Raw genomic sequence first — 24663 nt, forward strand, 5'->3', positions numbered from 1 at the left:
GGCCGGCTGCCCACTCGTCGGGACGGCATCGGCCGAGGGCATGGCGGCGGCCTGCCGCTCCGCCTCCTCGCGCAGCAACGGGCCGATCTGCCGCACCTGAACGGTCGGCTTGTCCCAGCCCGGGCCGGGCGTCACCGGCTCGGATCCGGGTCCGTCCGCCGTCGCCCCGGCCGGCTCGTCGGGCCGGCGTGCCGGCGCGGCGGTCGACGACGGCGTAGCGGGTGTCCCCGCCGACGTGGTGTCGAGGGCTGGCGACCCGGACCCGGGCTCCGGGACCCGTGGCGTCGGCGGTACGGGTGTGCCGGCCTCGCGTTCCTCCCCGGTGACGCGTGCCAGGGTGGACGGAGAGGTCGGTGTCGCATCAGCCTCCGTGGCGGGCGCCGGCGGCGGGACGGAGGCATCCGGAAGTGCGCCGGTGCTCGCCAAGGGGGAGCGGGGCGACGGCCGGCGAGGCGGGGGGATGACCGGCGGCGGTGGTGGTGCGGCAGCGCCGGTGGTCGACGCCGCCGGATCGGGAGGCGGAAGCGGGGCGACCGGTGCCCGGGACGGTACCGGCGTCACGCCGGGAGCGGGCGGTACCGGCGTCACCCGATGGCTCGCCGGGATCGCCGGAGCGCCGTGGCCCGCGGGGATCGGTGGAGTCCCGTGGCCCGCCGGGATCGGTGGAGCCCCGTGGCCCGCCGGGATCGGCGGTGTCCCGTGGGGCGGCGGGATCGGTGGCGCCCCACGGGGCGTCGGGACCGGCGGTGCGCCGTGGGTCGTCGGGATCGGTGGAGCCCCAAGCGCCGCGGGGATCGGTGGCGCCCCGCGGGGCGTCGGGATCGGCGGCGCTCCGTGGCTCGGTGGGGCCGGCGGGCCATCGGCGTCGGGCGGAGAGGGCGCGGTCTCCGGGCCCGTTTCCGGCGGAGCTGGCGTGGCCGAGAGGCCCGGTCGGGGTGGCGGGGGCGCCCAGGGGCTTGCCGGCCGGTCAGCCCCGGTGCGCGGGAGCGGGGACGGGACCACCGGCGGCGGCAGCGGGGCCGACCCCGGGGCGGACCGGGGCGACGGGGGCGGGGGTGGAACAAGATGCGCTCCGGCGCCGGACGTGGCTTCGGGTGCCCGGAACTCCGGGGCCGGTTGCGGTGCCCGGAACTGAGGGGCCGGTTGCGGTGCCCATTCGGCGCCGGGCACGGGCGTGACACCAGGCGGTACGGGGACGGTCGAGGACGGCGGGGCGGCCCGGGACGGCTGCGCCGGCGCGACCGCCGGCAGCGACACGGTGGGCCCGGCCAGCGCCGGATCGGGGTGCCCGCCGGCAGCGGCGGCGGAGCCGCCGGGGGGTGGACCGGAACCGGCGGGAGCGGCGGCGGAGCCGCCGAGGTAGTGGCGCGCCGCGCGTACCGCGGGGTGATCCGGACCGAGCACGGCGGGCCCGGCGGTGGCGACGCGGCCGTAGTTGCGGCGGGCCTCGTGCCGGTTGCCCAGCTCCTCCGCGACCCCCGCGAGGTCGAAGCTGAGCGCGAGCATCAGCGGGTCGGCGTCGCCGCGACGGCGCTCACCAGCGGCGTACGCCTCTTCGAGGACGCGACGGGCAGCGGCCGGGTCGTCGGCCTCCCGGTGCAGTCGGGCCAGCAGATGGCCGGTGGCCAGCACGTCCTGGTGGTCCTCGCCGTACGCCGGCCGGGCCGCGGCGATCGCGTCGTCGAGCAGGCGACGGGCGCCGGTCAGATCTCCCGCGGCGCGGAGCGCGAGGGCCTGGTGCTGCGCGGCGGTCAGCGGGGAGGGGTGGGACACGTGAGCAATGCTGCCCGGAATCGCCGGTTCCGCGCTACCCGCCCGACCGTGGGCGGCGTTGACCTGCGAAGACGTGCGGCGTCGGAGGTGATGTGCATGATCGTTTCGACCCGTGTACAGTAATGCCCCGTGCGGCCCTCGGGGCCGGCCGAACCGGTGTGAACGTCACCGCGGCCGACCAGGTAGGCTGAGCGAGCAGGTCCGGGTGGCGGAATGGCAGACGCGCTAGCTTGAGGTGCTAGTGCCCGTATAGGGCGTGGGGGTTCAAGTCCCCCCTCGGACACCAAATTGCAGCATCCATGCTGTGTTTCGCGTACTGGTGGTCAAGCGCGCTTGACCACGTAACTCCCAGCGCAGCAAATCCCTCGATGACCCTGTCTCGATCGGGGGTGATCGTCGTGGCTGATCGTTCTGTGGCTCCCGTCATCCCGCCGGTGATGCTGGCCGACCGGGGACAGGCTTCTCGTCGCCCGCGTGGTGGAGCGCCTCGCCGTCCCCCGTTGCCGCTGCCGGTGTTGCCGTCGCCGAGCGCCGGCGCGATGGTGTACGGCCTGGCTGCGATCGACAACAGCGGCAGAGTCGCCGACCGCGTGGTCATCCGGGCCCTCGGCTGGGCGCCGGGGCACACACCTGCACATCCGCGAGGGCTCCGGAGTCATCGTCGTCCGGCTGGACCGACAGGGCGTCTTCGTCGTCAGCGGTGAAGGCCATCTTCATCTGCCGGCGGCCGTCCGGCACTGGTGCGGGCTGACCGCCCGCGACCGGGTGTTCCTGGCCGCCAGCCCTGCTGACGGGCTGCTCGTGGTGCACCCACCCGCCGCACTGGATACGATGGTCGTCGCGGCGCACGTCGAGGCGAGGCGTTGAGCGGTGGTCAGGAATGAGCGACACCACCGTGGGTCGGGCGGAGTTGGATGCCGCGCGGTTGCTGCTGGCGCGGATGGGCATCTCGCCGGCCGACCTCGTCGAGGCAGGGTCGGACGTCCACCGCACCGACGTTCACCGAGTACGTGCCGGTGGTAGCGGCAGCGACCGACCAGCGGACCACGGCCTCGGCCAGCGCGGCGGCGAGCGGGGCGTCCACCCCGCTGGCCAGGTGGACGTGCACGCCGTGCACGTCGACCCCGGCCGGTGGGCGGTGGGCGGTGGGCCGCAGCCACCGCCTCGGCCGGTGCCATCCCGAACGGGCTGGGGCGCCCGCCCATCACCAGGCTCGCGCCGGGCGCGTCCAGCGGCAGGTTCACCCGCAGCAGGACGGGTGCCGGCGTCCCGACGGCGGCCGCCACGGCGCCGAGGCGGCGCAGCTCGGACGGAGACTCGACGTGGATCCGCGTCACCCCGGCGGCGAGCGCCGCGGCCGCCGGCGGCGTCGAGGCGTCCACCGTGCGCACCGACGCCCGGCTCCCAGCCGGTGACCACCGCCGGGTCGGTGCCGGCTTCGACGGCGGCGCGGTAGCCTCCAACTTCGCGTCGCACTCGGTGATGATCGCTTGGGCTGCTGTGCCCTTAGCGAGCGGACGACCCAGGGGTTGGGCATCGGCCATCGCGGTGATCGTCCGTGCGATGCGGTGCGAAGGCGGAGGCCAGCGTCGGTACGCCCGTCACGATCGACAAGCCCAGCGCGGCCGAGGTCGTCGAGGTGCCGGACGCGTTACGCCGCCTCCTGACAAGCTGGGCGTTCCTTCCTCGCTCGGGGTCGCAATGGTGACAGGATGTGTTCGGCCGTTCACCTACGCTCTGGTCAATGCCCGCAGTGGAGGTCACAGCGGGGCCGGCAAGAGGAGTGTGGGCAGTGCAGGCAGAGCGTACGGCCGGGCAGTTGCGCTACGACCAGACGGTGACGATCAAGGCGCTGCCGCGGCCGAAGGTGGAGCCGACCCGGCCGACCGACAGCGAGAATCGGGTCTGCGGCGATGACCTGATCTCGGCGTTGGACCGGCAGGTGTTTAAGACGCCGCTGTTCATGATCGAGACCTGGGCGCGGGGGCAGCAGGAGGCTTTCGGTCAGCAAGGCCCGGCGATCGCGATCGAGAAGTCGTACCGAAAGTGGGAAGGCACCGCGCACCTGGAGATCGAGTCGCCGGCGCTGCTGTCGAACGAGGGCCTGAAGCTGCACTTCAGCGTGACGGGCAACCCGCGGTACATGGCTCAGCCTCACGACCTGGTCCCGATCTACCTGGAGACGCCGACCGCGGACACGAAGAAGCCGGGCGAGCGGCAGCTATTGGTGGTGGTGATCGAGCCGACGTGGGACTACAACCACTGGGAGATCCGGGTCGAGTACACGCTGCAGCAGTTGGCCACGATTCTCAAGATCAATCCGAGTGGCCCGGTGACCGCTCACACGATCATTCAGCGGTACCGCGAGCTGGGCCTGCGTGCGCAGTGGCTCGGCGTGGCCGACCAGCAGAAGGTCCAGGTCAACGGGGTACGCCACGAGAGCGGCGGGCTGGATCAGAAGGGGGGCTCCGGCAAGCTGCGGCTGGTCCCGTACAGCCTGCTGGAACTGGCCGGCACCGAGAACCGGCGCAACACGTCCTGGAACATGAGCGAGAAGCTCAACACCAGCCGCCCGGTGTTCAACACCTTCCAGGAGATCCTGCAGGGCGGCAAGGAGATGATGACCACCCTGGAGTGCGAGGCGGAGTACAGGCTCGCCCGCGAGGGCGACCTCGACCAGGTCATCGTCGCCATGAACAAGCTGCACGACGACGGCGAGATGCAGAAGCGGCTGGCCATCCTCAAAATGACCGGTGAGCAGAAGGTGTACGAGGACACCTACTTCGACCTGCCCAACCCGTACGTTCTGCTGGCCAACCGGATCGTGCTGCGCCGACGGCACCGCAGCAGCGACGCCGGGGGCACCTACCTGTTCGCGCTCAAGGGCAAGACGCACCAGGACGGCGAGGGCCGACGACTGCGCCTGGCGGCGCAGTGCCAGTTGAAGACCACCGCACTGACGACCGCGACCGGTCAGGCGCTGCTGCGGCGGCTCCTCACGGACGACTCGGCCGACAACGCGGTGGGCCGTACGATGCTGCACGCGCTGGACCACGTCAAGCCCGTGATCAACCGCCTGAAGCAGGAGGACGTCGTCCCGGCGTTGACGGTCGTGTCGAACCGGGACACGTTCACGATGACGCTGGCCAACGGCACGCAGATCGATTTCAGCGCGGACAAGGCCACCGGCCAGCTCGGCGACGGGCGTTCGGCAACCGTGTACAGCTTCGAGTTCGGGGTGGGTCACCCGGCCCTGACCCAGGCCGCGACGACCGGAGGCCCGACCACCGGAGGGGATGGCGAGACGACCAAGAAGGTCTCGGTCAAGGACAAGATCGGCCAGTTCGAGGGCGCCGCGCCGCAGATCGTACGGCCGTACCACGTGCCCGCTGACCTGGTGAACCCGGCGGTGTTCACGCAGCCCGACTACCAGCAGTTCGTCAACCTGCTGCACGCCGTCGTCACCGACGTGTTCCAGCTCGACATCAGGCGTCTCGAACTGGGCGGCAACAAGGCCCACGACCTAGCGAAGCTTCTCGGTCTCATCTGACTCCTGGATCGACACCACCGCGGACGTGTGACCAAGTGTGCTACCTACAGCCACCACGAGGCCGCCACGCAGGGTTGACGCTGCCTGCCCTGAGCGGCTGGTGTCGACTTCGTGGCGGCGAGGCGGGTCGGGGTCCTCTCCGGCACTGGACATGTGGGAATCATGGTTGTGGTGATGGCATGCAGTTCCGGGTGCTAGGTCCGCTGGAAATCCCTCGGGACGGGCGACCGCCGGTCTGCGCGTCGCTTCCGGAGCCGCGCGACAGGGCGTCCCGGCCGCGGGAGGAACAGGCGTGCGGACAGTCTACCGAGCTGCCTCGGCGGCGGCCTGGACGAACGCGCGTACCAGCGGGGTGTTCCCGCTGGTACGCCACACCGGCGCGTAGCGCATCACCGGTGCGTCGGTGATGGGCAGGAAGACGATGTCGTCCCGCTGCCGGGTGGACGCCACATCCGATCCGACCGGTGACACGATACTGCCGCCGGCGATCGCCCGGAAGGCTTCCTCCAGCGTGAGGATGCCCAGTCCGCGCCGGACGGGTCGGCCGGTAGGTGTGGTGGACGGGGTGTGCGCCTCCCAGATGTAGTCCGGGATGGGTCCTTCGGGGTAGACGACCGGATGGTCGCCGAGATCCTCCAGTTCGGCCCGGCCCCGTTCGGCCAACGGGTGGCCGGCGGCGACCGCCAGGACCAGTTCCTCGCGGTGCACGACCGGCCCGACCGTGAGGTCGGGCTCGCGGACGGGTAGCCAGAGGATCCCGATGTCGACCGCGCCGGACCGCAGTGGTCCGAGCGGGTCAATCGGTAGGATTTCGCGTAGGCGCAGCTCACTCTGCGGGTGCCGCTGTCGGAACAGGTCGAGGATCGCCTCGATCGACTGGTAGTGGGTGGCCATCGTGCCGACCGTCAGCGTGCCGGTCTGGCCGCGGGCGGTTGCGGTGGCCTCCTCGATACCCGCGAGGATCTCGCCGTAGCCGGCGCGGAGGCGGTCGCGTAGCCGCTCCCCGAGCGGCGTGAGTCGGACGGCGCGGCTCGTGCGCTCGAACAGTCCGCCACCGATCCGGCGTTCCTGCTGTTTGATCGATTGGCTGACCCGTGACTGGGACACGTGCAGGCGCTCGGCCGTGCGACCGAAGTGAAGCTCTTCGGTCAGCGTCAGGAAGATCTCGATGTCACGCAGTTCCACCAGCCGGCCCCACCTTCGATCATCGCGGCCCCGGTTCGGCAGTGTAGGTGCGCGACCGTCTCCGGTTGCGCGAGCGTGACCTGCGGCACGGGCCGTCGCGGCACCCGCTTCCGATCGATTACCGGTGGCTAATGCGGCGGTGCGATCTTCGGCGTTGTTCGGCGGGGGCGGCCGGACGATGGTGGACGCATGAGCGAACGCCTGATCGACGTCGTGGCGGAGCCGGGCCGTCCCGGGATCTCCCGCTGGCGTGCGGTGACGCCCTCCGGTGTGGTGGCCGGGGTCGTCGACCTGCGTCCGGTCCTGCCGTTCGACGACGAGTCGTCGGTGGCGGTGCGGGCGGCCGGCCTCGGGCTGGACCTGCACTCGGATCCTGGGGCCGTGACCTGCTCCCGTGCTGCGATGTCCACCGCGCCTGGCTGGGAGAGTTGGTCGACGTCGAGCATCCCAGGTACCGGCTGCGCCACTGGACCGGCGACCTGCGCGGCGTGGCCGGGGTCGAGCACCTGCTGCGACGCCCGAGCCACCCCGGTGAGGCGGTGGTAAGCGCCGCGAAGACGGACGGCGGCGTGGTCGCGTACGCGCTGGCGACGACGGGCTCGCCGCTGCGGCGCCGCGCCCGCCAGTACGGACCGGTCGTGCTGGTCGGGCATCGCGGATGGCGGCTGGGCGTCTGGGTCAACGCCGCGCTGATCCAGCGACTGTGTGCGACATCCACCCGCATGTCGAGGAGATTGAGACCCGAACCGCCGACGGTGACCTCGGCACGCTCGCCCTGCGTCGGCACCTGGGCTTTCACCCGGTCGGGCGCAGCGTCCGCTACGAACTCGCCCTGCCGTAACCGCCTTATCCGACCCGTACCCGACGGTACGGACGGCCGCGGCGTGCCACCGAGGAGAGGTTTGTTATGAAAGGTCCGGTCGACCAGCGAAAGTACGTCGGCTCCGCCGGAGACCGGGGTCCTCCGGACGATCACCACCGCCGTCCCGTTCCACTCACCTCAATGTTCAAGGAGTTCCCTGCTGTGTTTGCCAAACCTCCTGCTGCCGTCGCGGTGCGCGACGGTGCTGCGGCCCTCTCAGAGGTGATCCCGTGACACTCCCGGCGATATCGGTCTCGGGCCTGCGCAAGGCGTACAAGGACAAAGTCGTCCTCGACGGCGTCGACTTCGAGGTCCAGGCGGGAACGGTGTTCTCCCTGCTCGGACCCAACGGTGCGGGTAAGACGACGACGGTGAACGTGCTGACCACCCTGGCCGGCGCCGACGCCGGCACGGTTCGGGTGGCCGGCCACGACCTGGCCACCGACGCCAAGGCGGTCCGCGCGGCCATCGGCGTCACCGGCCAGTTCGCGGCCGTCGACGACCTGCTGACGGGCCGGGAGAACCTCCGGCTGATGGTGGACCTCGACCGGAGCGTCGTCGGTGACGGCGAGCGGATCGTCACGGACCTGCTGGACCGTTTCGAGCTGACCGCGGCGGCGGACAAGCTGGCCTCCACCTATTCGGGGGGCATGCGCCGCAAGCTCGATCTGGCGATGACGCTGGTCGGCAACCCGAAGATCATTTTCCTCGACGAGCCGACGACCGGGCTGGACCCGCGCAGCCGTCGCACCATGTGGTCGATCGTGCGCGACCTGGTCGCCGCCGGCGTGACCGTCTTCCTCACCACGCAGTACCTGGAGGAGGCCGACCAGTTGGCCGACCACGTGGCGGTGCTCGACCGGGGCCGCCTGGTCGCTCAGGGCACCCCGGAGGAGCTCAAACGCCTCATCCCCGGCACCTACGTAAGACTGCGGTTCGCCACCGTAGCCGAACTCGACGCCGCCACGTGGGTCTTTCCCGGGGCGACCCGCGACGACGACGCGCTGGCCCTGCGGGTACCCGCCGACGGCGGCACGAAATCGCTGCGGGCACTTCTGGACCGGCTCGACGAGCACTCCCTCAGCGCCGAGGAGTGCTCGGTGCACACCCCGGACCTCGACGAGGTCTTCCTCGCCCTCACGGGCCACACCACGGAGGTGGACGCGAGGTGAGTGCCCCGTCGCATTCGCTGGTCATGCTGCGTCGCAACGTCAAACACCTGATCCGTAACCCGACGTCGGTGTTCAACGCCGTCCTGATGCCGATCATCATCATGCTGATGTTCGTCTACATGTTCGGCGGCGCCTTCGACGTCGGCGTCGACTACATCGACTACGCGACGCCTGGCCTGATCCTGCTGGCGGTCTGCTACGGGCTGGGCGGTACCGCGACGGCGGTGAACTCCGACATGACCAAGGGCATCATCAACCGGTTCAAGGCTATGGACGTGTCCCGCGGTGCGGTGCTGACCGGCCACGTCGTCGCCAGCGTGCTGACCAACATGATCGCCATCGCGGCGCTCGTCGCGGTGGCCCTTCTGCTGGGCTTCGACCCGACGGCGAACGTGACCGACTGGCTCGCGGTGGGTGGCGTCGCGCTGCTGCTGGCGATCGCGGCCGGCTGGTTCACCGTCGCGCTGGGCCTGTTCGCGAAGTCGCCGGAGACGGCGGGTATGGCCGCCGTCCCACTGGTCATGCTGCCGTTCTTCAGCAGCGCCATCGTGCCGGCCGACAAGATGGGCCCGGGCCTGCGGCAGTTCGCCGAGTACCAACCCTTCACACCGATCATCGAAACCATCCGCGGGCTGCTCGACAGCTCGCCCGACACCACCGACGCGGCGATCGCCGTCTCCTGGTGCGTGGCGATCGCGATCGTCGGCTACCTGTGGGCGCGCTCCAGCTTCATGAAGCGCGCATAGGAACGACAGCCCCGCCGGGGGCCGGCCCGCGACCTGCGGGCAGCCCCCGGCGTCGCCGCTACCGGTTGCCGTTGACGACCGGCGGGACCAGGCCGACGTACGTCAGGGCGGCCCGGCCGCCGACCACCGCGACGTCCAGCGTGCAGGCGTCGAGCCACTCCTGGCGGACCCGGTACTGCAGGCAGGTGGCCTCCGCCCGCTTGCGGAGGTCCTCGTTGAGGTCGCGGGCGAAGAAGGGCGCGGACGGGTTGCCCGAGGCGACCGCGCCGCAGGATGCCAGCAGGGTCCGGGTCGGGGTGACCCGCCAACTGGCGCCGAAGCGCTGGTAGAGGTCGTCGAAGCTGAGCGGGATGGCGAACTGCGTGCCGTCCTTGGCGGCGAGGCGCTTGGGGTCGCCGTCAGGGTTGCCGAGCAGGCCGACCACCGGGGTCGGATAGGTACCGAGGCCGATGGACACGTCGATGTAGCCGCTGTTGACCGTCACCCGGATGCTGTTGCCGCTGGCGTCCGTCACCACGTAGATGTTGCCGATCCGGTGGATGTCCACGCCGGAGGGCAGATGCAGGGCGCCGTCGGACGGAAGGTCCCTGGTCCGGCCGTCCACCACGAGGCTCTTGCCGTCGCACAGGGCCACCTTGGTGCTGCCCATCCGCGCGGCGACCGAGCGGTCGACCGAGGCGTTGGGCCAGGCCGGTGCGCCGGACGCCTTGCGGGTCTGCACCTCGAAGCCGCTGCCGGCCTGCGCCTCGACGAAGTCGCCGGAGGCCTGGAAGTCGTACAGCAGGCCGGCGAACGTGTGCTGGTGGGTGTCGCCGATGACGGAGGCCGCCGCGCAGTTGGTCGCCGCGCCGCCGGCGGTGTTCTCCACGAAGACGACCGCCGGGCCGGGCGCGGTGGCGGCCGGCGCGGGTGAGCCGAAGTTGAGGTTGTTGGTCTCGCCGGTGAAGCCCTGGGCCGCGCAGATGGGCGCCGCCGTGCCCCCGTAGGTGATTCTCGTGCGGACGTTGAGCGACGCGCCGGCGTTGAAGGTGGCCGCGCCTCCGCCGTCGCTGTTGCCGCCGTAGCCGAACACGTTGAACTCCGACGTGGTCCAGCCGGCCGCCGCGTTGACCGAGTTGGAGCCCGCCGCGGTGTATGCGGTCGAGCCGACGAACAGGGTGGCGCTGTCACTGGTCGCGCTGACCGTGCCGGTGAGCCGCAGCGCGCCCAGGTTGGTGATCGGCTGATTGGGTACGGCGGTCGCGCCAGGGCTGTTGCGGTAGCAGTAGATGTCCGGGTCGCCGGTGAACGAGAACTGGGTCCAGCCGCCGGCCGGGCAGGCCGCGTTGTACTGCAGCAGCCAGTACTGGATGAACACCTGGCCGCTGGAGCCGTTGTTGGCGTAGACGAACTGCTCCCAGCCCCGGCACCCGAGGTTGGGTGATCCGGCACAGGCCGTGCTGGTGAAGAAGTCGGTGTTGATCTGGAGGGTGTAGGCGTCGGCGACGGGCGGCCCGGCGTTGGCGATGGGCGAGCTCTCGCTCGTCACGTTCACGATGTTCTCGAACGTGCCGGACGACTCGGAGATGAATCCACTCGGCGCCTGGGCGGAGATGTCGTTGCCGTTGCCCACCACCAGCGGGCGGATGCTGCGCCTCGGGGTCATGGGGATCGCCGGTGCGGCGACGCATTCGGACTTCTGCCAGTTCAGTCGGGGGTAGCCGGCGGTGAAGCAGCCCTTCGCCGTCGGGTGCGGGACGTTCGTGATCTCCGCCTGCCACGCCCTGAGGTTCGTGGCGGAGGGCGCCGCGTACGCAGTGGCGGCGGAACCGCCCACCGCGACCAGCAACGCCAGCGTCGATACGCAGGTCAACCTGCGGGTCGCCCCGCGTGTTCGCGCGAAAAGCCCCATCGCCGATCCCTTCGCCAGCCGGCAGTGACGTCACCGGACGCGAAAAGGCAACCATTGATGGGCGCCTGGATACGCGTAATGACGGTGTTGTGACAGGCGGGAAGTGTGCACTCTGGTGATCGCGCCGGGCGCGGTCGCCTGACTGCCGGTCACCGGTACACGCGCACGCGGTCGACGAGCATCCGCGCCGGCACGCGGGGCAGGACGAGTCGGCCCTCCGTCCGGGCCAGCGGATCGAGCGCCGGCCGATGTCCAGCACTGCGTCGAACGTGCGGACCCTGGTTGCCGGGCGCGGCGTCCTCCTCGTGGAGCATCGATGCGCGGTGACCATGAACTCACCGCGGCCGATGTGTCCACGGCCTCACGGCGCGGCGGTCACCGGCGGTGGCTCCTGGCCGCGGACGGCGAGGATCTGACCGCCGTACTCCTCCTTGGTCGCCTCGAACGCGTCGCGGAAGGCACGGAACCGTCGCGTCAACTCGGGGGCGGGAAGCGGCCCGTCCGACTCGCTGTGGAACACGCGCAGCGTCTTCTGCAGCCGGACCGCCTCCTGATGCCCGAGCAGCGACTGCTCCCAGTCCCGCAGAAGCTGCTGCCCGAGCTGCCCGGCGGCGGCCACGAACCCGAGCACCGCCGGCACCCAGGTCGGTGCCGCGACCGCGAGCGCCAATGGGACCGCCAGCGCTGACAGCCCGGAGGTGAACGCTAGGCTCCGGTGCCGGATCGCCCGGACACGGGCCGTGCGCACGACCCACGCGATGTGACCCTGCGCCCAGTCCAGGTAGTCGCGTTCGGCGCGGCTCAGCTCTCCCGGTGGCTCGTAGCGTCGGAACGCGCGCGGATCGGGGCGGCTTTCCTCGGTCAGCAGGGTGCGGACCACGGTCAGGACCGCCGCCAGGGTCAGCAGCGGCACGGCCCGCCTCGGTTGCGGCATGCGCACCTCCAGACAATCCATCCTGCAAGGTAGGACACGCGCGCTATCGACCCACGTCCCCTTGTCGTACGTTGGATCGATGCGCATCCGGCGGGCCTGCCTGGCGCTGCGCGAGGTCAGCGAGCGGCTCAGCCACGGCACCCCGACCTGGTTCGTCCGGGGGAAGAAGTCGCTCACCACCGTCTGGCTCGACGGCCACCACCAGGACGAGTTCCTCTAGCTGTGGTGCGCCGCGCCGGCTGGCGCGGCCACCGAGCTGGTCGCGGCGAACGCGCGCGCCTACTTCCGTCCGCCCTACATCGGGGGTCGCGGCTGGGCCGGCGTCCGCCCCGTCACCAGCTCTTATCGATCTTCGGGTCCGCCGTACCCGTTCTGAGCTGCAAGGTCAGGCCGGAAGGCTCAAATGTGAGTGGTTTGGGATGCTCCGACGCACATACCGCTCACCATCGTTCCGGTTGCTGTCGGCCCCAACCGGGTCTGATGGCACTCAAGCGCTCGCCCGTTCACGTCCCTGGACCTGCTCGCCGATCTGCCGATGCACAGTGCCGACCGGCAACAACCTCGGCCGGCCGGTGCTCACCATGTCCGTGCCACATCAAGACGGCGGCGGACATGCGGATCGGCCAGTCGGCGGTGGTGGTGTGCTCGCCGTTCAGCGAGCTCCAAGGTGAGCCGCTCCCGAGGTGGCGTGCAGCCATTGCCACCGGACTGCGCTCAGCTCGTCATTCAGGAAGGCGGGGAGAAGTGGGACCGGACCGTCGTCTGATTCTCATGTTGCCCGAGAACGTGCCGCCCTGGGGCGCGTGGCCGTCCTCCGATGACATGTGCTCCTCGGGGGCTCCGGCTGACGATTCGGACCTTGCGGCTTGGAGCGAATGGGTCTCGGGCAAGCTGTACGACCGTTGTCGGCATGCCCTCCCGGGTGCGCCTCCGACACCCGGCAGTCCGTGAACAGGATGACTTCTTCGGGGTATCGCGGACGGCGAGCCTGGATGCGCAGGTCTTCCGGCTGGTGTCGTCGTCGGGCTGCCAGGTTGGACCGCCTGCGTCACCGAGCGCGTCGTAGGAGGCGTAAATGTTTCGGCCGACGCCGAGCCAGTCCTCGCAGGTGTCCGCCCGCGAGCTTGCCGAGGACGGCGCCGGCGCGGTGCTGCGGCTGGTGAACCCGACCTCCGCGGAGGTGGTGGCCACGGTGTCCGGGCTCGCAGGCGGAATCGTCGAGGGTGACCTCGTCGCGCGGCCGACGGGCGGTGCGGTGTTGGACGACCGGATCCCGCTCGGCCCGTTCGGGACACGGGGCTTCCGCGGCACGAGCTGAGAGTGCCCGGATCCCTGCCGTACCCTCCTGGCGTGGGGTTGTGTTGCTCGGGGCGGCGACGGTGGTGAGCGATGCCGGCTCCGGGTCGTGGTGGGCGTCCTACCGGCAGGTGTGGGCGGTGCCGGGCTCGTCGTTCAGTGTCGTGGGCGCCGCAGGCGATGGTGGGCCTCGGCGCCGTGGTCATGATCACCGGGCTCAGTGGCTCGTACACCGTGGCGGGTGCAGTCGCCGGCGCGATCTCGCTGTCGCAGGGTCTGCTGGCGCCACAGATCAGCCGGCTCGCTGACCGGCTCGGGCAACGCCGCGTGCTGGCACCTTAGGCGATCGCCGCCATCACGACGATGGCAGGTCTGGTCGTGGCCGCGTACCTGCGCGCTCCTGTCTGGGCGCTCGTCGGGTTGGGCGCCGCGGTTGGGGTGTCGGTGCCGCAGATCGGCGCGTTCGCCCGCGCTCGGTGGACGGCGTTGCTGCGCCACGACCGGCGGCTGGACACGGCCCTGGCCGTCGAGTCACTCATCGAAGAAGCGGTTTTCGTGATCGGACCGGTGTTCGTCGTGGCCGCGGCGACGGTCGTCGCGCCCGGAGCGGGACTGGTCGTCGCCGCCTTCCTGGTCGTCGTCGGGTGCGGCCTGTTCCTCGCGCACCGCTCGACCGAACCCGCACCGCAGCCCGCCGCGACGGAGGGCCGCCGGACACGAGCGACATCGCATGCGGGGTTGTGGGTCCTCATGGCGGTGTTCCTGAGCATCGGGGTTCTCTACCGGCATCGGCTTCCCGCATGCCGCTCAAGCCATCCAGATCCGCCGCCGCAGGCGCCGCCTGGACCAGCCGAAACGGTTCACCACCGAGACCGTCTACGCGATCACCGACCTGCGCGTCCACCAGGCGAAACCGGCACAACTGGCGGCGTGGATCCGCGACCACTGGTCGATCGAGAACAAGGTCCACTGGGTTCGCGATGTCACCTACGACGAGGACCGAAGCCAGATCCGCACCGGCACCGGACCCGAGGTCATGGCCGTCCTACGCAACACCGCGATCGGCGCCCTGCGCCTGACCGGAGTCACCAACATCGCCGCCGCCAACCGGCATCACGCCCGCGACAGCACCCGCCCGCTGGCACTGTTCGGCATCACCTGATGACTTTGCCGGGACCCTGGGCTCGACCGGCTCGGTGCTGCCGCGCTGCGGCAGGCAATCCGCCCGTTCGCGCCGGCACGGTCGACCTTGGAGGCGAAAGTCAGGTAGGGATCGAGTGCCTTTCGGAGCTTGCCGGCGTTCTTCTCGGACTTGGCCACCCTGCGCAACGCCGCGGTCGACCTTCTCCGCCTGGACGGCGTCACCTCGATCGCACCAGCCTTACGCCTAAACGGCCAAGATCCGTAACGATCCCCACGACTCCTTGGACTCACCTAAAACGGTCAAATCTCGACCTTGCGAAGGCCCTGGGATCGCGCCCTGGATATTGCGATAACTCATTGATACTTTCCTGTCAATGCCGTTGTCCCAGCAGCGCCGGGCGGGCAGTGTTGCGAAGGTGGGGGCGACCAGCAACGAGTAGGCGCATCGGGGGATCATGCAATTTCGTCTGCTGGGGCCGGTGGAACTGTGGGAGGCAGACCAGCGGGTTGACATCGGCCCGATGAAGCAACGTGCGGTTCTCGCCGCGCTCCTCGTCGATGCCGGGCGACCGATCAGCCCAGATGTCCTGACCGACCGTGTCTGGGGCGACAAACGTCCGGCCCAGGTCCGCAACGTCCTGCACACCTATGTCACCCGGCTCCGTAGCGTATTCGCCCGGCTGCCCACCGGCTCGCCTGGCCGGCGGCCGCAACTGCTCAAACAGCCGGCCGGCTACGTGCTGGACCTGGACGCTCGAGATGTGGACCTACTGCTGTTCCGCTCGCGGGTCGGCGAGGCGGCCGCGGCGCGCACCAGTCAACCCGACCGGGCGCGGCTGTTGCGGGAAGCTATCGACCTGTGGCGCGGAGAGCCGCTTGCGGGAGTGGCCGGCGAATGGGCGACACAGACACGCGACGCCTGGCAGATGGAACGGTGCGGAGCGGTGGCGGGCTGGGCACGGACCTCGATCGACCTGGGCCAGGGGGCCGAGGCAGTGGGACCGTTGGAGGATCTGTGCCGGCAGCATCCCTTCAACGAGTCGACTCTCGCGCTGCTGATGCGGGCGATGCACGCCGCCGGACGCGATTCGGCAGCACTGGACCGCTATACAGCCATCCGGCGCGTCTTCGCCGAGGAACTCGGCATGGAGCCCGGTCCGGAGCTCCAGCAAGTACATCAAGCGATCCTCCGCGGTGAATTGCCGTCGACCGACCCCAAGCCGGAGGCAGTGGCCCAGATCCCGACTGGTCTTACGCACTTCGTGGGACGGGAGTCACACCTGTCCCGTCTAGCGGCTCTGTTCGCGGAGGCGGAGAACCAGCCCACCGCCACGATGATCGCCACGATCCACGGCACCGCCGGCGTCGGCAAAACAACCTTGGCCGTGCACTGGGCCCGTCAGAACGCCGACCGCTTCCCGGACGGCCAGCTCTACGTCGACCTGCACGGGTTCAGCGCGGACAGCACGATCGCCGACCCCGCGACGGTTCTACGTGGCTTTCTGGAAGCTCTCGGCACGCTGGCGGGACGCATCCCCGCCGGGCTGGACGACCGCGCCGCAATGTACCGGAGCTTGATGAGCGGCCGGCGAACTCTGGTCGTACTGGATAATGCCCGCGACGCCGAACAGGTCCGGCCGTTGCTGCCGGGAGCGCCGTCCTGCGTCACCCTGATCACCAGCCGTAACCCATTGGCGGGGCTGGTGGTGACATACGGTGCCCAGTTGGTATGCCTGGATCTGCTCGATGATGGCGAGGCACGCAGCCTGGTCGTGGACCGGATCGGGGCCGCCCGGGGCGCCCAGGAACCGCAACTGCTGACCGAGATGATCGCGCGCTGTGCCGGACTGTCCTTGGCCTTGGCGGTACTGGGCAGCCGGATGGCGATGCGACCGGACGTGCCGTTGGCCGTCATGGCCGCCGAGCTGCGTGAGACCGGCAACGCCCTCGACGCCTTCGCCAGCGACGACCCGGCCACCGACGCGCGTAGCGTGCTGTCCTGGTCCTATCGGATCTTGAGCGCCCCGGCCGCGCGGTTGTTCCGGCTCCTGGGCGTTCATCCCGGCGAAGACATCACCGCCAACGCCATGGCAAGCTTGCTGGCAGTCCCCGTGCCGGCGGTCCGAGTTTTCATCCGCGAACTGACTACCGCCCAGTTGCTCTCGGAACATCGGCCCGGGCGCTACAAGCTGCACGACCTGCTCCAGGCCTACGCGGTCGAACTGGCCGGCACCGAGGAGAGCGCGGCCGAGCAGCACCTGGCCGAGCGGCGACTGTTCGACCACTACCTGCACACGAGCTGCGCGGCACGAATAGCGATGAGCCCTTACCAGCTGCCACGAGCATTGGGCGAACCTTCGCCCGGCACCCAAGTCGCGGAAATTCTCGATCATGCCGGCGCGATGGCCTGGTTCGCGGCCGAACATCGCGTGCTGATGAGCACGCTACGACGCGCGGCGGAGTCCGGCGCGTTCCGGCATGTGTGGTTGCTGGGCTGGTCGCTCTCCACGTTCCTGATCCGTGGGGGCTATTGGCAGGACCATCAGGATGCGATGAAGGCCGCCCTCGATGCGGCAGTACGACACGGCGATCGCGCTGGTGAAGCGTTGGTCTTACTGTGTACCGCGATGGGGCTGAGCCGTATCGGAAAGTCGGCCGAGGCGCGGATCAACCTCGAGCGGGCCGTCCGCCTTCAGGCTGAGCTGGAGGACCGGAGCGCTGAGGCGAACATCCACGGCACGCTTGCCAGTGTGCTGACACGCGAGGGAGCCTATCCCGCGGCCCTCCGCGAGGGCCGTCTCGCCGCCGATCTGTACCGCGCGGCCGGCAACACGTCGGGTGAGGCGGCAGCTTGGGGCAGCATGGCGTGGACGTTGACCCTCATGGGCCGCCCGGATTCCGCTATCGAACACGGCTTGCGGGCGTTGTCCTTGTCCTCCGCCGTCGAAGATCCGAACAGCCAGGCGGCCACCTGGCACACCATCGGGTACGCCCAGCACCAGCTCGGACGCTTTGACGACGCACGCCGCTCGTACGAGGAATCCTTGGCGCTGCTTCAACGCGGCGTCGACCGGTACAACAATGCGCGGGTGCTCGTCGATCTGGGCGACGTCCGGCATGCGACAAACGACCATGAGGCTGCCTCTGTGGCATGGTTGCAGGCTCTGAAGATCCTGGTGGACCTCGGCTACGCCGAGGCCGCCGACGTCAGGCGCAAGCTCATGGACCTGCGCCTCGCGATGCTCCGTACCGGGAGTGGTCCGACGACCCAGGAGCACCAGGTCCACTGAGTTGGCGGCGATTTCGCCCTGGGCGCCCCCAGCTGCCAACGCCTCGATTACCCCGCCCGGCGCGCCCACCGGCCCGGCGGCCGGTCAGGGCCGAATCAAGAAACGTTCATGTACGGCCCGCGATTCTTCTCCCAGTCACCGGCGTTGCCGGTCCGACATCAGGGAGAATCGATGGATCTCACCAGTCCTCATCGCCGGCTCCGGGCCACCGCTCTCGTCCTGGGTGGAGTCGCGACGTCGCTGATCTTCGCCGCCCCGGCGACCGCTGCGAACTCGGCGCGTGCCCCAACGAATCCGATCGCGCCGGCCTGGTCCCCGCGGCGCCCCGGGAGGCAGCATACCGCACATATATCAGAATTTGATCGACGCAAGACAATATCCGCTTCGTGGGCTGACCCGCCCTCGGGCATGGCGGCCACGGCCCGGTTCAGGGCGGCAGAGCTAGAATTCGAAGGAGAGGCAGTGAGACGGTCCAACGTGCTCAGATCTCTTTTCAGAGCGCCAAGCGCAACGTTCAAATCGGTCCTGACGTCCGGCAAAACCAAGAGCTTTTTCTGTGCTGCCACCGTTGCCTCGGCAGCACTTCTCGCAGGTGTTGTCGTTGCATCCCCTGCAAGTGCAGCTGCAAACCCGAACCCGTCGCGAATCACCTCGGCCTCTTGGTGGTTGATGGAGGAGTTGCTCAAGCTTCAGCCCGGCTCGCAGAACGGCGGCATCTACGCCGACAAGCCCGGGTACCACAACACCCGAGCGGCAAACAGCTCAGACAACTACTCCGTCCGGGACGCCGAGGACAAAGGCGGCCCATCGGACAAGGCCGCTGCCTATGACTGGACGTTTCCGGAGGCTCAAAGCCTGGCCTTGAGTTCCCTGCAGGCCGATCCAAACGCCGACAAGAAGCTTCCTGCAGGAATTACGGCAGCAGCATCGAACTACAGCAACATCGCCCGGTTCTCCAACCGCCTGCTGGCTTCCGGGCAGAACGCCGATGATCCGCGCCTGAACGGGTGGAAAGAGTTCTTCGGCCAAACCGACAATGACACGACCGTCGAGGGCTGGGATTTCCGCTACCATCGCGCAGCGTCATCCGACTCATCCCATCTATGGCATATTCACCTAAGTGAGGATCGAGACAAGGTCGAAAGCTACGACAACAAGCAGGCTCTACTCAGCGTCCTACGCGGCGAGACGGTCGACCAGTGGCTGAACCGCGGCTCGAGTGGTGGTGTGCCGGCGGGTCAGGCGGTGGTTCATGAGGGTTATACGAGTGTGTTCACGGTGAACGCGGCGGACGGGCATTTGCAGGAGTCGTTCCTGGCGCGGCTTGGTGGTGCGTGGGTGACGCAGGATCTGTCGGTGGTGGCGGGTACGCCGTCGGTGGCGGGTCAGCCGATCGCGGTGGTGCATGACGGGTACACGAGTGTGTTCACGGTCAATGCCTCGAACGGGCGTTTGCAGGAGACGTTCCTGGCTCGTGTCGGTGGTGCGTGGGTGACGCAGGATTTGGGTGCGGTCGCGGTGGGGCAGACGCCGTCGGTCAGTGTCCACGACGGTTTCGTCAGCGTGTTCACGGTTACCTCGGCCGGGCAGATCCAGGAGACGTACCTGTCCCGTCTGGGCGCGGCGTGGGTGACCCAGCCGTTGCCGGGTGGGGTGGTGGCGCCGTACACGTCGGTGGTGACGCACGACGGTTATGTCAGTGTGTTCGCGGTGACGACCGGCGGCCGGGTCCAGGAGACCTTCCTGGCGAGTATCGGCGTTGCCTGGGTGTCGCAGGACCTCGGCGTGGCGGCGGTCGCGCAGGCACCGTCGGTGGTGACGCATGACGGCTATGTCAGCGTGTTCACCGTCACCGCGGCTGGGCAGTTGCAGGAGACCTACCTTGCTCGGATGGGCGCCGCATGGGTGACCCAGTCGCTGCCGGGCAGCGCGGTGAAGCCGGCAACGTCAGCGGTCGTGCATGACGGTTACGTCAGCGTGTTCGCCGCCACGACCGGTGGCCGGCTGCAGGAGACCTTCCTGTCTGGTCTCGGCACGGCGTGGGTGGCACAGGACCTGACCGCCGACCCGGGCACTCCGCTGATGGCGGGTCGGCCGGTCACGGTGACACATGATGGCTACACCAGCGTCTTCACCATCAACGCCACGGGTGGTCATGTCCAGGAGACCTACCTGCCTCGTATCGGCGCGGCCTGGATCACCCAGGACCTGACCACCACTGCCGGGACCCCGGCAGCCAAACCGTAACGACTGATCGAAAAGGCGTCCGTGCTGCCGCGCTCCACCGGCAGCACGGACGACATCCTGCCCCGCCCGGCGGCGTCCACCGACCCGGCGCGGCCACTGACCGCCGGCGCCGGATCAAGCCTGGCGAGGTGCCCCACGATGGGGCCCCGTTGTTCAACGCACCCTTTAGTCCGCCCCTCGGGGACAGACGGCGCACCCGCGCGCTGTCGTTTCTCCACCTAGGAGTCGTCCATGACTAAGTTTCTTCGAAGCCTCACGTTGGCCAGCGCAATGATTACCGTCTCAATGTTCCTGACAGTTCCGGCGGACGCCGCCGCCAAGCAGGAGCCGTCTCCGGCGAGGCCGGTTCCGGTGGAGGCGTTCGCCGCTATCCCGTATGCGCCGTGCCGCGCGGGTGGCCCGACGGCGGAAGACGCTGCCATCGCGGATCAGGTCCGTCCATTCATGAATGGATCACGGCTGCGAAGCGCGGTCGACGCTTACAACATTTCGTGCGCGCGCACGATCACCGAGGTCGTCGTCGGCCGCGGCATGGACAAGCGTGCCGCGGTTATCGCTGCAACGACAGCTATCACCGAAAGCACCCTGCACAATTACACACAGGCGGTCGACTACGACAGCCTCGGCCTTTTTCAGCAGCGCCCGTCCCAGGGTTGGGGAACACCGGCCCAGCTCATCGATCCGATCTACGCCACCAACGCATTCCTGGACGCTATGGTGAGGAAGTTTCCTAGCAATAGCTGGATGACCGGTGACATCGGGGCCATTTGCCAACGTGTTCAAGTCTCTGCGTTCCCGGACGCGTACGCGCGAGAGGTCCACGATGCGCAGTTGATCGTCGATAAGTTCTGGCCCTCGCAGTCGAGTGGTGGTGTGTCGGCGGGTCAGGCGGTGGTTCATGAGGGTTATACGAGTGTGTTCACGGTGAACGCGGCGGACGGGCATTTGCAGGAGTCGTTCCTGGCGCGGCTTGGTGGTGCGTGGGTGACGCAGGATCTGTCGGTGGTGGCGGGTACGCCGTCGGTGGCGGGTCAGCCGATCGCGGTGGTGCATGACGGGTACACGAGTGTGTTCACGGTCAATGCCTCGAACGGGCGTTTGCAGGAGACGTTCCTGGCTCGTGTCGGTGGTGCGTGGGTGACGCAGGATTTGGGTGCGGTCGCGGTGGGGCAGACGCCGTCGGTCAGTGTCCACGACGGTTTCGTCAGCGTGTTCACGGTTACCTCGGCCGGGCAGATCCAGGAGACGTACCTGTCCCGTCTGGGCGCGGCGTGGGTGACCCAGCCGTTGCCGGGTGGGGTGGTGGCGCCGTACACGTCGGTGGTGACGCACGACGGTTATGTCAGTGTGTTCGCGGTGACGACCGGCGGCCGGGTCCAGGAGACCTTCCTGGCGAGTATCGGCGTTGCCTGGGTGTCGCAGGACCTCGGCGTGGCGGCGGTCGCGCAGGCACCGTCGGTGGTGACGCATGACGGCTATGTCAGCGTGTTCACCGTCACCGCGGCTGGGCAGTTGCAGGAGACCTACCTTGCTCGGATGGGCGCCGCATGGGTGACCCAGTCGCTGCCGGGCAGCGCGGTGAAGCCGGCAACGTCAGCGGTCGTGCATGACGGTTACGTCAGCGTGTTCGCCGCCACGACCGGTGGCCGGCTGCAGGAGACCTTCCTGTCTGGTCTCGGCACGGCGTGGGTGGCACAGGACCTGACCGCCGACCCGGGCACTCCGCTGATGGCGGGTCGGCCGGTCACGGTGACACATGATGGCTACACCAGCGTCTTCACCATCAACGCCACGGGTGGTCATGTCCAGGAGACCTACCTGCCTCGTATCGGCGCGGCCTGGATCACCCAGGACCTGACCACCACTGCCGGGACCCCGGCAGCCAAACCGTAACGACTGATCGAAAAGGCGTCCGTGCTGCCGCGCTCCACCGGCAGCACGGACGACATCCTGCCCCGCCCGGCGGCGTCCACCGACCGGCATCCCGGATGGCCGGACGCCTCTCAGCCTGCTTCGGCAGCTTCCGCTCGGAGGAGGGCACGATGGTCTCGGCTTACGGCATGGCGTGGCGATCGCGGCGTGTTTCCGCGGTGGATCATCCCGGGCTACAGGTTGTTGATTCGGGCCAGCAGCTCTGCCTCGGTCAGGTTTTCCAGGGCCGCGTCCTGCTTGCGGCCCAGGACCGCCAGCAGCTTCTCCTTCTCCAGCTTCTTGGTCGCCGCCGCCTTCGCCGCCCGGTCCTCCGCCTGGCGGACGGCGATGACGTGCTTGACGACCTCCAGCTTGGTCTCCAGGGTTACCTTGGCCGGATTGGCCTCGGTGGCCACGAACGATTCGGTGTCGACGGCCTTGAGCTCGGCGTTGACCGCCTTGGCCACATCGTCGAGGCTGAAGCCGGACTTGGCGGTCAACGGAAGCTCCCACAACTGCTCCGTGGTCAGTAGGCCCTTGGCCGACGGATAGCGGAACTTCTCCCGGGTGGCCTTTTCGAAGATGGTCACGGTGGCCTCTCTGGAATGCTTGAGTACGGAATCAGAACTGGATGCTGACAAGGCGGCGCAGGCCGCTGGTCATGGTCACCTTGGCGACCACAGAGTTGCGGATCGTGGAGCTGAAACCGAGGCCGGAAAGCTGATCCGGGGTCGGCTCGCACTTGGTGCGGTCGCCGAGCACCTCGAACACCTTGCGGTGCGGTTGCAGGTCGCTGCGGAGGAACTCGTTGTAGATCCCCCGCGTCGGCTGGTCGTTCACGCACCCCTTGAGGATGAAGAAGTAGTGCCGGTTGCCGACCTCGTTGTCGTCAAAGTAGTTCGGCGAGTACATGATGGTGGAGACCGGCACGAACTGTTGGGTGGTGATGCCCCACAACTCCTTGGCCGCACTGCCCGGCTGCACGTCCCTACCCGGCTGGAAAGCGGTGATCACCCCGCCGACGACCCTCATCCGGCCCACCTCGACGGTTACCTTGTGGCCGACCGCGCGCTCGTGGCGGTAATGCTCGATCTTCCCGTTGCTCTCGGTCTCGATCACGAAGCCGACCTGGGTGCTGTCCCGCTTGCGGTACTGGTTCACCTCGATCCGGTACTCACCGTCGGGGACATGGCCGGTCCAGGTGACGTTCTCCACCGGCTCGCGGGAGAGCGGAGCGCTGGCGTTCATGTCGACGTCCAGCTTGTTGCGCTTCTCCTGATACCAGATGTGGTCGCCGTTGGGCTCGTACACGTGCAGGTCCAGGTCGTCGTGGTTGAACCAGGACAGGCTCACCCGCAGCTTGCCGGTGACGTTGCCGCCGGCCCGCTTGACCCTCTCCTTGATCGAGTCGGTGACGTTGCCGCCGTACGACCAGCCGAAATCGTTGTCCCACTTGAACAACCGCGGAGCAGCCGGATGCCGGCCGGTGGTGAGGCTGACGAGGTGCGGCTCGTAGGAGTTGGCGATCCACAGGTCGATGGTGGCGGCGCCGGGCAGGACGTCCTTCATGAAGGAGACCACGGGAATCTCCTCCGGCTTCGCGTCGCGGAGCGCACCTGACGACCGGGTGGTGGCCGCCTGCATGAGCAGCCCTTCGATGCCGTCCTTCATCCGTGCCTGGGTGTCGTTGTCGACCCACAGCACGTTGGTGACCGACACGTCGGACAGCCGGGCGAACCGTCGCTGCAACGACTCCTCGATGCCCAGCTCGGCAATGGTCTTCATGGCGGCCTTGACCATGCTCGGGGTGATCAACGCCGAGGGGCGCTGGTAATTCTGCGGCGCCACCTTCGCCTCGAACGACCGGACCGCCTGCTCCAGGTCAACGCCCGCGCAGAGATCCTGGACGAGGGTGCCGATCACCGTGTTGCGGAACCGGGCCGCCGGGTTCATGGCGTTGGCGAAGACGAAGGCACGTCGGCCGGTCGCCTGGGCCAACCGGTTCTGCAGCGAGCGGAACTCGACCACCGCCCGACGATGCTCCGCGCCCCGATAGAGGGCGTTGTCGTCGATGAGGTCGACGACGGTGTCCAGAGCGTCCCGGGTCAACTCGGCCAGGCCGCGCTGGAAAACCTGCACCGCTGCGGCGAAGTCGCCCTGTGCCGCGCCGACGTCCTCGACGCGATGCCGCTTCTCCACCCGGCCGTGCAGGTGATGCCACACCTCGACCTGACCGTCGCGCAGCGTTCGGGTGGTCTTCGTCCCGTACTGCGCCTGAGTGGACCGGAAGATGGTGGACAACGGCAGCGAAAGAACGAACTCGTCCAGAGCGGCGGCGACGACGGAGAAGACCGGGTCTGACGCCGACACCCCGGACCAGACCGTACGGACCCGCCCGTCGTGGATCTCGACGACGTTGCCGAAGTGCTTGATGAAACCGCGGCAGGTCGAGCAGTCGTACTCGGATCGCTCACGGAACCGCAGATTGGTGCCGGCGGGGAAGGACTCGAGAAAGGTGAGCCAGAGTGAGTCCCGGTCGAGGCCGTCGCCGACGACGTACAACTCGCCCCTGGACATGGCGGACAGACGCGAACTCACATCCGCCACGAACTGCTGGAAATCGCCCACCGTTTCATCCCCCTTGATCGCCGGAGATCCTACGG

At 68.9% G+C, this 24663-nt stretch carries 16 protein-coding genes, 1 tRNA gene and 2 pseudogenes; 11 read left to right on the plus strand and 8 right to left on the minus strand.

Annotated features, from left to right (window positions below; genetic code table 11):
* Positions 1-1599 precede the first annotated feature (1599 nt).
* A pseudogene (locus tag TPA0908_RS16340) lies at positions 1600-1773 on the minus strand (hypothetical protein); the annotation flags it as partial.
* Positions 1774-1972: 199 nt separating this feature from the next.
* Here TPA0908_RS16340 and TPA0908_RS16345 point away from each other — a divergent pair.
* A tRNA-Leu gene (locus TPA0908_RS16345) sits at positions 1973-2059 on the plus strand.
* A gap of 588 nt (positions 2060-2647) precedes the next feature.
* On the opposite strand, the gene TPA0908_RS16350 is transcribed toward TPA0908_RS16345, so the two are convergent.
* Entirely contained in the window at positions 2648-2881 is a 234-nt protein-coding gene (locus tag TPA0908_RS16350; protein ID WP_281938861.1) for a hypothetical protein, read from the minus strand.
* A gap of 606 nt (positions 2882-3487) precedes the next feature.
* Between TPA0908_RS16350 and TPA0908_RS16355 the strand changes: the two genes are divergently transcribed.
* On the plus strand, positions 3488-5323 hold the full coding sequence (locus tag TPA0908_RS16355) for a hypothetical protein (protein ID WP_281938863.1): 1836 nt from the start codon (positions 3488-3490) through the stop codon (positions 5321-5323).
* Between the two features lie 303 nt (positions 5324-5626).
* Here the strand turns inward: TPA0908_RS16355 and TPA0908_RS16360 are convergent, their stop codons facing one another.
* Positions 5627-6874, minus strand: a complete 1248-nt coding sequence (locus tag TPA0908_RS16360; protein WP_281938865.1) for a LysR family transcriptional regulator — start codon at positions 6872-6874, stop codon at positions 5627-5629.
* A 726-nt stretch (positions 6875-7600) separates the two neighbouring features.
* On the opposite strand from TPA0908_RS16360, the gene TPA0908_RS16365 reads away from it, so the two are divergent.
* Positions 7601-8542, plus strand: coding sequence for an ATP-binding cassette domain-containing protein (locus TPA0908_RS16365; RefSeq protein WP_281938867.1), 942 nt, complete (start codon positions 7601-7603; stop codon positions 8540-8542).
* 23 nt (positions 8543-8565) lie between these two features.
* Entirely contained in the window at positions 8566-9288 is a 723-nt protein-coding gene (locus TPA0908_RS16370) for an ABC transporter permease (protein WP_281939328.1), read from the plus strand.
* A gap of 58 nt (positions 9289-9346) precedes the next feature.
* On the opposite strand, the gene TPA0908_RS16375 is transcribed toward TPA0908_RS16370, so the two are convergent.
* Positions 9347-10933, minus strand: coding sequence for a VWD domain-containing protein (locus TPA0908_RS16375; RefSeq protein ID WP_281938869.1), 1587 nt, complete (start codon positions 10931-10933; stop codon positions 9347-9349).
* A gap of 61 nt (positions 10934-10994) precedes the next feature.
* Between TPA0908_RS16375 and TPA0908_RS16380 the strand changes: the two genes are divergently transcribed.
* On the plus strand, positions 10995-11207 hold the full coding sequence (locus TPA0908_RS16380; protein WP_281938871.1) for a hypothetical protein: 213 nt from the start codon (positions 10995-10997) through the stop codon (positions 11205-11207).
* Between the two features lie 333 nt (positions 11208-11540).
* On the opposite strand, the gene TPA0908_RS16385 is transcribed toward TPA0908_RS16380, so the two are convergent.
* Positions 11541-12113: a hypothetical protein gene (locus TPA0908_RS16385; protein ID WP_281938872.1), complete on the minus strand. Its 573-nt coding sequence runs from the start codon at positions 12111-12113 to the stop codon at positions 11541-11543.
* Positions 12114-12192: 79 nt separating this feature from the next.
* Between TPA0908_RS16385 and TPA0908_RS16390 the strand changes: the two genes are divergently transcribed.
* Positions 12193-12333: a hypothetical protein gene (locus tag TPA0908_RS16390; RefSeq protein WP_281938875.1), complete on the plus strand. Its 141-nt coding sequence runs from the start codon at positions 12193-12195 to the stop codon at positions 12331-12333.
* Positions 12334-13188: 855 nt separating this feature from the next.
* Positions 13189-13431 carry a hypothetical protein gene (locus TPA0908_RS16395; protein ID WP_281938876.1) on the plus strand — a complete coding sequence of 81 codons (243 nt, stop codon included), beginning with the start codon at positions 13189-13191 and terminating at the stop codon, positions 13429-13431.
* A 509-nt stretch (positions 13432-13940) separates the two neighbouring features.
* On the opposite strand, the gene TPA0908_RS16400 is transcribed toward TPA0908_RS16395, so the two are convergent.
* Positions 13941-14075, minus strand: coding sequence for a hypothetical protein (locus TPA0908_RS16400; RefSeq protein ID WP_281938878.1), 135 nt, complete (start codon positions 14073-14075; stop codon positions 13941-13943).
* A 154-nt stretch (positions 14076-14229) separates the two neighbouring features.
* Between TPA0908_RS16400 and TPA0908_RS16405 the strand changes: the two genes are divergently transcribed.
* The 4 genes and pseudogenes from TPA0908_RS16405 (at position 14230) to TPA0908_RS16420 (ending at position 21982) form a co-directional block, all read left to right on the plus strand.
* Entirely contained in the window at positions 14230-14571 is a 342-nt protein-coding gene (locus TPA0908_RS16405) for a transposase (RefSeq protein WP_281939329.1), read from the plus strand.
* A 460-nt stretch (positions 14572-15031) separates the two neighbouring features.
* The gene (locus TPA0908_RS16410) at positions 15032-17842 is read left to right on the plus strand and encodes an AfsR/SARP family transcriptional regulator (RefSeq protein WP_281938880.1); all 2811 of its coding nucleotides are present in this window, start codon (positions 15032-15034) and stop codon (positions 17840-17842) included.
* A gap of 525 nt (positions 17843-18367) precedes the next feature.
* A pseudogene (locus TPA0908_RS16415) lies at positions 18368-19045 on the plus strand (hypothetical protein); the annotation flags it as partial.
* 1275 nt (positions 19046-20320) lie between these two features.
* Positions 20321-21982, plus strand: a complete 1662-nt coding sequence (locus TPA0908_RS16420; RefSeq protein ID WP_281938882.1) for a PLL family lectin — start codon at positions 20321-20323, stop codon at positions 21980-21982.
* Between the two features lie 212 nt (positions 21983-22194).
* On the opposite strand, the gene TPA0908_RS16425 is transcribed toward TPA0908_RS16420, so the two are convergent.
* Positions 22195-22590, minus strand: coding sequence for a hypothetical protein (locus TPA0908_RS16425; RefSeq protein ID WP_281938884.1), 396 nt, complete (start codon positions 22588-22590; stop codon positions 22195-22197).
* 31 nt (positions 22591-22621) lie between these two features.
* Positions 22622-24628, minus strand: a complete 2007-nt coding sequence (locus tag TPA0908_RS16430) for a hypothetical protein (protein WP_281939331.1) — start codon at positions 24626-24628, stop codon at positions 22622-22624.
* Positions 24629-24663: the final 35 nt, after the last annotated feature.

This window comes from Micromonospora sp. AKA38 (assembly GCF_027925725.1).
Taxonomy (GTDB): Bacteria; Actinomycetota; Actinomycetes; order Mycobacteriales; family Micromonosporaceae; genus Micromonospora.